The sequence below is a fragment of the Armatimonadota bacterium genome (assembly GCA_013314775.1).
Classification (GTDB): domain Bacteria; phylum Armatimonadota; class Zipacnadia; order Zipacnadales; family JABUFB01; genus JABUFB01.
The window spans coordinates 56,565-68,683 of the sequence record JABUFB010000020.1 but is presented as its reverse complement, the minus strand read 5'-3'; the positions used below and the strand labels follow the sequence as shown (position 1 = coordinate 68,683).

General features: G+C 63.0%; 9 protein-coding genes. 7 read left to right on the top strand and 2 right to left on the bottom strand.

The window, feature by feature from the left end:
- Positions 1-316, bottom strand: a 316-nt coding sequence (locus tag HPY44_21160; protein NSW58528.1) for a DUF1559 domain-containing protein, incomplete at its 3' end; no start/stop codon positions are given.
- 377 nt (positions 317-693) lie between these two features.
- On the opposite strand from HPY44_21160, the gene HPY44_21155 reads away from it, so the two are divergent.
- From HPY44_21155 to HPY44_21125, 7 genes are all read left to right on the top strand, one after another.
- The gene (locus tag HPY44_21155) at positions 694-1,947 is read left to right on the top strand and encodes a sodium:calcium antiporter (protein ID NSW58527.1); all 1,254 of its coding nucleotides are present in this window, start codon (positions 694-696) and stop codon (positions 1,945-1,947) included.
- Between the two features lie 65 nt (positions 1,948-2,012).
- Positions 2,013-2,468, top strand: coding sequence for a CBS domain-containing protein (locus tag HPY44_21150; protein ID NSW58526.1), 456 nt, complete (start codon positions 2,013-2,015; stop codon positions 2,466-2,468).
- A 22-nt stretch (positions 2,469-2,490) separates the two neighbouring features.
- A complete protein-coding gene (locus HPY44_21145; protein ID NSW58525.1) occupies positions 2,491-3,981 on the top strand; it encodes an ArsB/NhaD family transporter in 1,491 nt (496 codons plus the stop codon).
- Between the two features lie 134 nt (positions 3,982-4,115).
- Positions 4,116-6,707 (top strand): DUF4838 domain-containing protein, encoded by a 2,592-nt coding sequence (locus HPY44_21140; protein NSW58524.1) that lies wholly within the window; start codon positions 4,116-4,118, stop codon positions 6,705-6,707.
- Between the two features lie 799 nt (positions 6,708-7,506).
- Positions 7,507-8,763 (top strand): 2,3-bisphosphoglycerate-independent phosphoglycerate mutase, encoded by a 1,257-nt coding sequence (locus HPY44_21135; GenBank protein NSW58523.1) that lies wholly within the window; start codon positions 7,507-7,509, stop codon positions 8,761-8,763.
- A 45-nt stretch (positions 8,764-8,808) separates the two neighbouring features.
- Positions 8,809-9,423, top strand: a complete 615-nt coding sequence (locus HPY44_21130) for a hypothetical protein (protein NSW58522.1) — start codon at positions 8,809-8,811, stop codon at positions 9,421-9,423.
- 73 nt (positions 9,424-9,496) lie between these two features.
- Complete coding sequence (locus HPY44_21125; GenBank protein NSW58521.1) at positions 9,497-11,200, top strand: DUF4127 family protein; 1,704 nt, start codon at positions 9,497-9,499, stop codon at positions 11,198-11,200.
- An 85-nt stretch (positions 11,201-11,285) separates the two neighbouring features.
- Here the strand turns inward: HPY44_21125 and HPY44_21120 are convergent, their stop codons facing one another.
- The gene (locus HPY44_21120; GenBank protein NSW58520.1) at positions 11,286-12,062 is read right to left on the bottom strand and encodes a discoidin domain-containing protein; all 777 of its coding nucleotides are present in this window, start codon (positions 12,060-12,062) and stop codon (positions 11,286-11,288) included.
- Between the last annotated feature and the right edge of the window lie 57 nt (positions 12,063-12,119).

Genomic DNA, 12,119 nt, shown 5'->3' with positions numbered 1-12,119 from the left:
GGCCGGTGAGGGTGCTGTCATTGCCGCTGGGACAGCGGAAGATCTGCTCATTCTTCACGTAGGGCTTGACCGCGTCAATCCAGATGAACAGCGGCCAATCAGCCGTGGTTGCCTTGTAGTAGAAACCGGGGAACGCCTCGTCGTAGTCCTGCCCGTACATCAGGATGCCCAATGCGATCTGTTTCTGGTTCGATGAGCAACTTGCCTGCCGGGCTTTTTCTCTGGCGCGCGCGAAGACCGGGAAGAGTATCGCGGCCAGAATCGCGATGATCGCGATGACGACCAGCAGCTCAATCAGGGTAAAGCCACGTCGCATGTGTATCTCCTCCTGTGGGGTTCCGGATGTGTATTAGCTTTCCGTCGCCTCCCATGCTGCTAACTACATCATTCGCCAGGTGGGGTGCTAACTCCTTCAATATCGCAGGTATCTGGTTCCCGGCGCCGGCATCCGGGCTTGAGGGCGCCGCCCCGGTATGGTACACTGTGCACGTCGAGGCCGAAGGGGAGTAGCAGGGCGGCACGTGGTGCTGTGGGACGACCAACAACACGAAGGGAAATCCCTTCTGGTCGTTCCCCGGGACGATCCCCCGGATGTGAGACCTTTGGTCACGCGTATTATTGCGCGTGGCCTTTTGTGTGCCGCGCGGTTGGAGGCCCAGACTGTTGACTGATCGCAGCTTTGCATTCCGAAGCATCCTCCTGATCATCTTCACCGCAGCAGCGACGGTTCCCGGTATCTACAGCGCCCTGCAGCACCTGGAATTCCCGCCGCATGTGGAGGCCTTCGTAGCCGGCATCGCGATCCTGGCTGCTTCCTTCCTGCTGCTTTGGGCGTGCGACGCTGCCCAGGCCGATGTCTCCCAGGCACTTGCGCTGGCGGTGGTGGCGCTGATCGCCGTCCTTCCGGAATACGCGGTAGACATGTATTTCACCTGGCAGGCCGGCAAGTTCCCCGACAGTGACTATTCCCACTATGCAATCGCCAACATGACGGGTGCCAACCGGCTCCTCATCGGTGTGGCCTGGGCGCTGATCGTCATCATTTTCTACGTGCGCTCACGCCGTGACGTGCGAATTGAGGCTGAGCGCCGGCTTGAGCTTTTCTTCCTGGGCGTCGCCACGGTGTACGCCCTCACTATTCCGCTCAAGGGCTCGCTGACGTGGTTCGACGGAGTCGTCTTCATCGGGCTGTATCTCGCCTACATGTGGCTTGCCGCCCGACGCCCGTGTACCGAATGTGAGGCGTGCGGTCCGGCGGAATACCTGGTCTCGCTGCCGATCAAGCGGCGCCGCGCCACCACCGTTGTTCTGTTCATCTTCGCCGCCACCGCGATTGTTCTCAATGCGGAGCGATTCTGCGAGGGACTCGTGGGAACCGGGGAGATGTTCGGCATCAACAAGTTCCTGCTGGTGCAATGGCTTGCGCCCATCGCGTCTGAGGCGCCCGAATTCGTGGTGGCCCTCATGTTCGCCTGGCGGGGCAGTGCGAGCCTGGCGCTGGGGAGCCTGTTGTCGGCGAAACTCAATCAGTGGACCTTACTTGTGGGCATGATCCCAGGCGCCTTCGCGTTGTCATCGGGCAGCCTGACGCCGCCGATGCCAATGGACAACACTCAGATGCAGGAGATCCTCCTGACCGCCGCCCAGAGCCTCCTCGCAGTCATGATGCTGGCCAACCTACGCCTCGCGCTTTCGGAGGCAATCTTCTTGATGGCCTTGTTCTTCGGCCAGTTGCTGTCCCCGGCACTGGTCGAGCGACTGCCCGGGGGAACCTTCATGGGACTGCCCGGCCACGAGATGCACCAGGTTTTCTCGATGATGTACGTGGCGGCCGCGCTGGCGCTGTTCGTCGACCGGCCATACCGGGTAGGCTCGCTGAGCCAGGTGTTGCGGCGCGACTGGTGCGAGATCGCGCAGGCCGAGCGAAAAATGGACATGGGTGAGTAGGTCGCCCCCTGTTTCCGGCGCAAGAAACGGTCCGGACGTAACACCGAGCAACGAGAGGAGATCACATGGTCGCTCGAGACATCATGAAGACGGACGTGGTCACAATTGAAGCGGGTGAGTCGGTGCGCCGGGCCGGCGAGATAATGCTGGATACCGGCTATGCGGCCCTGCCCGTGGTAAGCCCCGAGGGGGCTATCCTCGGGCTGCTGACCGAGAGCGACATACTCGGGCTGGCCATCCCGGAGTACCTGAGCAATACGGACCTGAGCTTCATGCCGAAGAAGGACCGTTTCCCGGGCCCGGAGAGTGTGGACCTGGACAGCGTCACCGTGGGGCAGGCCATGCGCAGGGCAATCTTGCGGACGGTTGGACCCGACGAGCCAGTCATCGAGGTTGCCCAGATCATGGTCCGCGAACACGTCCGTCGTTGTCCGGTCGTTGAGAACGGGAAGCTTGTGGGTATTATCAGTCGGCGCGATCTGATGGAAATCATCGTTCGCCCCGCAGTGGACGGGACATGATGTTATGACCACACTGGAATACATGCTTGGCGCGCTAGCAATCCCCCTATCCATCTACCTCCTGCGCCGATTCTCCTTCAGCACATTCTGGGCCGTTGCCCTCTCCGTTCTTGGCTCCGGAACCTACGCCGTGGGGCGCACCGGTGGGCTTGATTTCGGGCAGGCCCTTGCGACGGCGATTTTCGTGTACGCTTTCGCGATCATCGCTTCGGAGAGGATCCACCGCACGAAGGTCGCGATGGCCGCCGCCGCCGCAATGCTGCTGCTGGGGATCATCGACCAGCACGCGGCCCTGCACGGGCACGACGACGTGCCCGGCACGGACTGGAACACCCTCCTCCTGCTCATTGGGATGATGGTCGTCGTTCACGAACTGCGGCGCACCGGGGTGTTCGGCTGGACTGCGATCCGCGCTGCGAAACTGGCCCGTGGGAACCCGGTGCTCATCCTGATCTACCTCTGCGTGGCCACGGCCGTGATTTCGGCGCTCCTTGACAACGTGACCACCGTGCTGCTCTTCGTTCCCGTCACGATCCTTATCTGCGAGCGCCTGAAGGTGGGTGCGGCTCCGTACGTCATCTTCGTGGTGCTTGCATCTAACATCGGCGGCACTGCGACCCTCATCGGCGACCCGCCCAATATCATGATCGGATCCTTCGCGCGGCTCAGCTTCATGGACTTCGTGAAGGTGGATGGTCCCATCGCGCTGGCGTCACTGGTTCTCCTGGTCGGGATCATCGCGGCCGGTTTGCGAAATCGGCTGCACGTCTCCCCTGAAGCCCAGGAGGAGATCATGGAGTTCGATGAGTCGCGGGCCATCACCGAGACGGTCTTCCTGCGCCGATGCGGGGTCGTGGTTGCGCTGGTGCTCCTGGGGTTTTTCCTGCATGGCACACTAGGCCTTGAACCTGCAACCATCGCCCTGGGCGGTGCGGCGGCCGTATTGCTGCTGCGCAAGGGAGATGCCGAGGAAACGCTGCGGGAAGTGGAATGGCAGACGATCTTCTTCTACCTGGGGCTATTCATCATGGTGAGTGGTCTTGCGGAGGTGGGCGTCGTGGACATGATAGCGCGCGCGCTGATCGACTCCACCTGTGGGGGCGATGTATCGGGCGGCCTGACGGGTGCACAACTCTTCACTCTCACCATGGGAACCCTCTGGCTGTCTGCGATCAGCGCCGCGATCATGGGCAATGTCGCCCTCGTCCCCATGATGAACGCGGTCATCTACGACATCGGCCTGGCGCTGCATCCGTCGCCCGAGACCGCGACATTCGTGGAGATCGCTCACTCCCCGTGTGTCTACCCACTGTGGTGGGCGCTTTCACTCGGCGCCTGTTTCGGCGGGAACTTCACACTCGTGGGCGCTGGAGCCAACCTGGTCGCGGCGGGAATCGCCGACCGTTCCCGGCATCCCGTGACCTTCGTCTCCTTCATGAAGTACGGGATCCCTTTCACTCTCGTGACCATGCTCATGGCCAGCGCATACCTGTGGCTGCGTTTCCTGCGCTGACCTGCTGCAAAGGAAGGGAATGTACTCCGCACCCCGATGGCGAATAGAGAGTCATCGCAAACACCGACCTGGCTCGCGGTGGCGTTCGCGGCCCGGGCCAGACTCACGGCACATGGACCAGGGAGAACCGCACTATGAGATGGATCGCGCTCGCTGTCGCGGCAATCACCGGACAGGCCCTCGCCCAGCCCTTCACTGTTCTTGACGGCGATACTCAGGCCGTCATCGTCTACCAGCGCGACGCCACTGGCGAAGCGGAGAAGGCCTGGAAGGACCTGGCCGCGTACCTGAAGCAGGCAACCGGACGCGAGTTCCAGGCCGTCTCGGAGCGGGAGAACGTCGAAGACTGCCTCCCCCGGATCCACGTGGGTGAGACGGGAACGCTGCCCTTCGAGGATCGCCGCGCCTTGCGTGATCTGGACCGCGATGCGTACCTGGTCCACGTCACGCCCACGGATGTGTACCTCGCCGGACCGAGGCCATGGTCCACCTACTGGGCGGTCTGCCAGTTCCTCGAAGATGCCGTGGGTGTCCGCTGGCTCATACCCGGCCCGCTGGGTGAGGACGTGCCCACCCACGATTCCCTGACCGTTCCGACCGGGCGCCGTGTCTATGACCCGGCCATCGCCTCGCGACTTTGGAGCGGGGCCCACTACGCCGGCGACTGGAACCTCCGGCAGCGAATCCACGGCCGCTATCGCTTCCACCACAACCTGCTGCATGTCTTCGACGCCGAGCGCGACTACGACTCGCACCCTGAATGGTTTCCCCTGCGCAATGGGGAGCGCTACCGGCCCGGCCCGGACGACCACAGCTGGCAGCCGTGTTTCGCGTCCGAAAGCAGTGTGAAGCACGCGGCCGACATGGCCCGCAAGGCGTTTGAGCAGAACCCGGACCTGGAATCGTTCTCCTATGGCTGCAACGACGGACAGGGCTGGTGCGAATGTGAGGGTTGCCGGGCTATGGACCGGCCTGCACCGCGCTGGGAGGGCTTCGACGGTTCTTACTCCTACCGCTACTACGCCTGGCTCAACAAGGTGGCCGCCGAGCTCGAGAAGACCCACCCGGACAAGCTCCTGGGCTGCCTGGCGTACTCCACTTATATTATCCCGCCCGAGCGCATTGGCCTTCACCGGAACATCATCCCGTACCTCACCAGTAATCGCGCCGACTACCGCGACCCAGCTTTTCGTAAGAAGGACCAGGCGCTGCTGGAGTGGTGGGGCCGGGTGGCCGGTCAGATGGGCATCTACGACTACGCTTACGGCATGGGATTCGCCATCCCCCGTATCTACAGCCACCTGTTCCAGAGCGCCATTTGCCACGCGGTGCGCAATGGCGTGAAGGGTTTCTACGCTGAAGTCTATCCCAACTGGGGCCTGGACGGTCCGAAACTGTATATCATGGCCCGGGTGCTATGGGATCCTGAAACGGACATCGAAGCTCTTGAGAGCGACTGGAATCAGCGTATGTTCCGGGAAGCCGCAGAGCCCATGAAGCGGTACTTCGCACGGTGTGAGCGGGCCTGGAACGAACAGAAAACGGGGCGCGGACACTGGGCATACCGCCTCGCCGCGGACCCGAAGCAGTTCGAGATCTTCCCGCCGGCGGTCATGGAGGAGTGTACGCGTTATCTGGATCAGGCGGCAGAGCTTGCCCGGTCGGAGCTGGTGCGCGAGCGGATCCGATTCTTTCGCAAGACCTGGGATGTCACGCTTCTCCTGGGGGGTGGCTACTGGGCAGCGCGCGAGATTCAGGACCTCATCGACCGCGGGGCGCCGGTCGAAAAAGTGGCTGCGGCGGTGCGCAAGATGGCCGAGAAGGTGGCCACCACGGACGTTGACGCCTACATGAAGGAGAAGGTGGGGGACGATCCAATTGCCTTCCACCCGCCGCAACAGGGGTGGATTGCCCCCCTGAAAGCCGGAGCCACCACGAATGCCAAGCGCTGGAGTGCTGCGAAAATCGCAGAAGAGGTTGTCCGTGAGGCCCAGCGAACCGCAATGACCGATGCGGGGGAGATCCGGCGGCGGATAAGCGCGCGGGTCGATGATGTCTTCGGTGCGGGTGGATCAGACAACTATCAGGCCACAGTGGCGGATATCCGCGCCATGGCCCTCAAAGTGGTGCGCGCCGGGCGCGTCCAAACGCCGCCTGCGATCGACGGCGATCTCAGCGATGCAGTCTGGCAGGACGGCGATGTGGTCAGTGGGTTCGCAAAATGGGGCGAGACCACTCCGTCTCGATACGAGACAAGAGCGCGGGTCTTGCACGATGGGGCCAATCTCTATGTAGCCCTGGACTGTGCCCAGGACACCTCAGCGCTGGTTACCGATGCGGCGCCGCGCGACGGCCGGACCTGGCGCGACGACTCAGTGGAGCTGTTCATCAACCCCGGCATGAGTGAGTTCCCCTATGTGCAATTCATCGTCAACGCAGCCGGCGCGTTCTTCGACCAGTGGGGCCTGAGCGACCAGCAGTCCTATCAGGAGCGGCTGTCCGCCAATTTCGATTGTAGTTGGGCGACCAAGGTCAGCCCCGATCGGTGGACCGCCGAACTTCGCCTGCCACTCACGCAGTTCAACTGCAGACCCGCAGACCACCCCATGCTCCGCTTGGACCTGGTGCGGAATGTTCAAGGCAAGGACCCCGAAATCTCCGCCTGGTTCCCCAGCGTGGGTGCCCACGCCGACCCACTGAGCCGCGGATGGCTTGTATTTGAGTAACCCGGGCCGCGTAGGCCGACCGTCGCGGTCGGCGATGATCTCCGGTAGTTGCGCGATTCGGGTACAGGCACCGAGTTCGGCTGAGTCTCGAACTCGGGTCCCGGCCCCCTGTTTCGTTACAGCACAGCCCGCGGTTGCGCCGGACAATGTCCACGCGGCGGGGTACATTTGGGTCTGGCACGCATCTGCGCACATTTGATCTCTGTTCCGAGCGCGTCTGGACCTACCGGAACCAGGTGCCTTCTCTGTCTGGTACGGGCTCAGCCGGCCGGGGGTATCACGGTCTGGCGAAATCAGGCGCTCGCCGTATCTGGAATGATTTCCGCTGACCTGGGAACTCGCTGGTGGGCCTTTTGCCTCACAGCCCGCGAAGCGGGCGGCAGCTCATAGCCACGTGTGGAGTGGAGCGAAGCGGAACGGAACCCGTGGAATCGTGCCCATAAAGTGGCCTGAGCCCCCAACGGGGGCGACAGCACTGATTGGAGTATGATGGCTCAAGGCCCATCTCGGGGCGTGAATCTTGGGGCTTCCGCCTCCGGCTACCGGCTCTCCGTCGCTCCGCGGGCTGTCCAGCAACGGCGCAGGGCAAAGGGCACGCTGACCGTGAATTCGGCCTCAGTCGGCGCGCATCCCACAGAACCGGTGCTCCTGACCCCGTGGGCGCGCAGCTTGACTTGGATTCCTGCGTAAATTAGAATCGCGCTTGCCCGACAATGAGCGATTCCGGCGAACGACCGCGCGCGACGGGTGCCTCGTGCCCCGCGTCGCGCGTTTCTTCCAGTATCGAAAGGAGTACCTGATGTCCTCCAACTGCAAGGTGCTGATCTTTCTCGGCGATGGCATGGGTGGCCGTCCCGTTGAGTCCCTGGGTGGCAAGACCACCATCGAGGCTGCCAATACGCCGGCGCTGGATGCAGTCGCTGCCCGTGGTGAATCCGGGTATCTCCATCCCGCCGGGTTCGGCATTCCGGTGGGCAGCGATACCGCCCATATGGCGATCCTGGGGTACGACCCCTTCACCCAGTACCGCGGTCGAGGACCCTTCGAAGCCAAAGGTGTGGGCATTGACGTTCGGCCTGGCGACCTGGCCTTCCGCTGCAATTTCTCCACCGTGGAGAACGGGATCGTTACCGACCGCCGTGCCGGACGCATCAAGTCCGGCACCCACGAGCTTGCTCAGGCGGTCATGGAGGGCCTGAAGGACGGTATTGAGGGCGTGGAGGTCATCTTCAAGGAGTCCGTGGAGCATCGGGCCGCCCTTGTCCTGCGGGGCGAGAATCTCGACCACCGGATCGGCGAAGTCGACCCACATGTTGAGAATGTGGCTTACTACGAGTGCAAGCCCCTGCCCGAGGCCGCGGATGACCCGGACGCCATCCGCACCGCGCGCATCGTCAATGAGTTCGTGGCCCGCTCCTTCGAGATCCTGGACAATCACCCCGTCAACAAGAAGCGCCGCGAAGAGGGCCTGCCTCCCGCCAACGCTGCCCTTCCCCGGGGAGTCGGAACTGCGGTGGAACTGGGGAGCTTCGAAGCCCGCTACCACCTGCATGGTGCGATGATCGTGGAAGTTGACCTGGTGCGAGGGCTCGGCGAATACCTCGCGATGAACGTCATGGACGTCCCCGGCGCTACCGGTGGCGCGGACACTGACGAGATGGCCATCGCGAAGGCCGTCGAAGCCGCTCTCGCCGACCATGATTTCGTGCTGGCCAACATCAAGGCCCCTGACCTCGGCGGACATGACGGGAACCCTGAAGCGAAGATCGCTGCAGTCGAAAAGGTTGATCGAGCCGTCGGCTATCTACTGGAGAAGCTGGACTGGAACAACACCGTGATGATGATAGGGGCAGACCACTGCACCCCCTGCAGCCTCATGGATCACTCCGGCGACGGCATCCCGGTGGCCTTCTGCGGATACGGCGTGCGTCCTGACGGCGTGACTACCTATGGTGAGCGCCCAGCGGCGGCGGGGTCCGTCGGCCACATCACGGGCGAAGACGTCATGCGCATCCTGCTGAGCTATGCTGGGCGCCAGGCCAAGTTCGGCGCGTAAGAACAGGTCCGCCGGAGACACAAACGCGGCTCTCGAGGGCTCGGCTTGCGGTACGAATCCGCCCTGCAGATCATCGGATACCTGAAGCGCGCTTACAGCGCGCCGGTGTCCATTCTATGCATCGCTCAGAATATTGATTTGTCTTATCAGCCCACCCACAAGCACGTCCGGGCGCTGGCGAAACAGGGCGCGATCGAGTTGGCAAAACAGGGCCGGGAGGTGCTCTGCAGGCTCAAGGCGGGAACCGCGGCCCACTTGTGGCTGTCCCTCCTGGCGCTGCAAGAACGGGTCCCGGTAGACGGCATCTGCGACAGCCGGACTCAGGCCTTTTCGGCGCTGCGAGACGTTGTTCCTGACATGCCCACCGAGGGCCTCGAGGCGCTCGCACTGCAGCAAACCGGGAATGTTGAACGCATTGTCCTGCTGGCCGAGAGTTACGCGCGCGCCGGGCTCGAACGCAAGTTCGCGGTGCGTTGCGAGTCCTTGGGCCTGAAGGCCGAAATATGGGTGCTCAGCTTCGCGGACCTGGCTCAATTGCTGGCTGACCCGCTGGAACGCGAGCGCTGGGTGATTCAGTCCACGCCCTTGTACGGCGAACAGCGGTTCTGGGAAGCAGTCCTGCCGGAGAACGGCGTGCCACCCTTGGAAGAGAGCCTGTAGGGGGCGTGTTCCGCGCCGGCCCTGTGTGCATTGAGGCGAAAGCCTTCCGGGAAAGTCGCAGGGAGGTATTGCCGTGACGCTGAGACACCGACTCCACCGCGTGCTGTACGTTCCTCTTGATGACAGGCCGTACAACCAGAAAGCTCCCCGACTCCTGGCACAGATGGTTGACTACGAGATGGTTACTCCCCCAGCCGAGATGCTGGGGTGTTTCCGCAATCCGGGGAAGCCCGACGAGATCGCTGACTGGATCCGCACGCACTGCGAGTCCGGGGTGGACTGCTGCATTCTGAGTCTGGACATGCTTGCCTATGGCGGCCTGGTGGCCTCGTGTTCGCCTGGGACGCGCACCCAGCTTGCCCTGGAGCGCCTCAACATCCTGGCGGATTTGCGGGAAGCTTGTCCGGACGCGTCCATCTATGGCTTTTCGACAATCATGCGCCTCGGCTCCACCACCGTCTCGGACGAGGCGGCCCAGTATGTCTCCGCACTGCGACAATACTCCATCCTCGCCGGTGACATGGGCGAGTCCGGGTCTGAGCACGTGTCGCGCCGGCTCGCAGCGATCCAGAGGGAGATCCCCGCAGCGGTGCTGGGCGAGTACCTGGCGGTGCGCAAGCGCAACCACGAAGTGAATCTGCGCCTCTTGCACAACCTGGCCGCCCGGCATCTCGATTTTCTGGTGTATGCCCAGGACGCCGCGGCCGAGGGCGGGGTGCACCGGCACGAGCAGGCTGAAATTGCCGCCATGGCAAATGAACTGGGGGTGTCGGACCGCACCATGACGGTCATGGGCGTGGACCAGATTGGCATGTGCCTGCTGGCCCGGTTCGTCCACAGCCACATGGAGAAGGTCCCCTCCGTCCGCTTGTGTCTGCCCTCTGGCGCCACGCGCAGCATCGTTCCGCCCTCGGAGGACAGGCCGTTCATGCAATCGATCCGCGAGCAGATCTCGCTCATCGGCGCGCGCGAAGCTTCGTCTGGTTCGCGCAAAGCCGACATTGTGCTCGCGGTGAACCCGCCCGCGAAATACGACCGCGAAGCACTGCAGGACCAGGCGGTGGCGACCAACCACCGCAGCGTCGCTCGAAAGTTCATCGACGACGCGATGGAGATATCTCGTGGCCGGGGTCTAGCGGTGTGCGACATTGCCTTCGGGTCGGGCGCGGACGACGTTTTCGTGCAGGAGCTGATCTCGGCGACTCCCAGCCTGCCCTCATTGCTCACTTACGCGGGCTGGAACTCGGCCAGCAACGCCATCGGCTCGGCCCTGGCGCACGGTGCCCTGCGGGTCATCTCGCTCCAAGACAAGGGCGCGTTCGATCTGGTGCGCGCGGTGGGGGACATGCCGCCTTTGCGATACCTGGCCCTTCTGGACTCGCTGATCGCGTCGGAGAAGGCACATATTCGTCTTCTCGTCCAGCGTCTGTCCGATGACTGGCTTTACCAGGCCCGGGTCCGACCACGCATACTGGAGCACATCAGTGAGGGACTACGAAGCGGCCTTCTCGACCTGTCCCGCGGGTACCAGCAGGCCGAAGCGATGATGCGCGACGAACTGACCAGGGCCGTCAGCGACCTGTGGATTGACCAGTTCCTCGGCAGGCAATGTGTGGTACTGGGCACCGGTCACGATGGCGAGGAGCAGACAGCACTGGTACTGGCAGAGCTGGAGGAGAGCCGGCTGAGGCTGCCCTGGCGACGCCTGCTGGAAATGGACATCGAGATTGAGTTCGGGGTGCAGCTTGTGGCCGCAGGGGAAGTGGAGCAGGCCTGAAGAGAAGCAGTCGCAGACACGACAACGGCCAGGCATCCTGCGCGGATGACCTGGCCGTTTCGCTTGTCAACGGACCATCCTGCCGCTATTGCCCGGAGGCGGCGGGTTCAACAGGCGCCGGAGCGGGAGCAGGCTCTTCCTTGCGGGTCACCGCCTCAAGGGTAGCTTTCTGCTGCTCATAACTGCGAGCGTCTCGATAGCGCTTGAGGTCCTGCAGCAGGTTCTCCAGGCGCAGGATCATCTCCTCAAGCTGGTTCTCGCCAACGATCGCCTCGTAGACCTCGATCTCCCCAAGCTCCACGCAGCGGTCGGAGCCGTGGTTGTCGTGAATGAGAATGCGAAGGTAGCGGCATTCTACGGGTGGGAAGTCAAAGGCCTGTTTGATCGGTTTGTTGACGACAAGGTACCGCCCAACCGACTTGTAAGGCCCATCCTTGTCGGTGCTGGAGACCTGGATCTCGATGTTCTTCACCCAGCGGCCGATGTAAAGCGGGTCGTCGGTCGTTGGATCAATGACCACCCGGCTAATCAGGCGGGTCTTGTGTTCCTTGCCGAACGCGATCACGATCCAGTGGGGCTTTCCGGGGGACGGTGGAGTGTCGGTGGACCAGCCGTACGAGTTCGGGGGGGTGTGGTTGCCTACCACATAAAGGCCGTCGATGGCGTTCGCGGCCTGCCAATTGGGCATGATCTGACCGTTAGCGTCCTTGGCCTGGTCCGAGACAGCCACGATCACGCCGCCGTTGGCCGCGGCAGCGATGTTGGTAGCACCGGCGACGACCCCGGCAGCCGCGAAAGCTCCCGAAGATACCAATAACAGTGCAATGATGAATGCACCGGTTGCTGCGAAAATGCGGGACATGAGGTTCCTCCTGCTGTATTCCTCCGCTGCACAGGTCTTAGACAGGTCCGGCAGGGA

Excerpts from the sequence above, each read along its gene's own strand:
- HPY44_21135 (NSW58523.1), top strand. The coding sequence starts at position 7,507 with ATGTCCTCCAACTGCAAGGTGCTGATCTTTCTCGGCGATGGCATGGGT.
- HPY44_21140 (NSW58524.1), top strand. The coding sequence starts at position 4,116 with ATGAGATGGATCGCGCTCGCTGTCGCGGCAATCACCGGACAGGCCCTC.
- HPY44_21150 (NSW58526.1), top strand. The coding sequence starts at position 2,013 with ATGGTCGCTCGAGACATCATGAAGACGGACGTGGTCACAATTGAAGCG.
- HPY44_21120 (NSW58520.1), bottom strand. The coding sequence starts at position 12,062 with ATGTCCCGCATTTTCGCAGCAACCGGTGCATTCATCATTGCACTGTTA.
- HPY44_21145 (NSW58525.1), top strand. The coding sequence starts at position 2,491 with ATGCTTGGCGCGCTAGCAATCCCCCTATCCATCTACCTCCTGCGCCGA.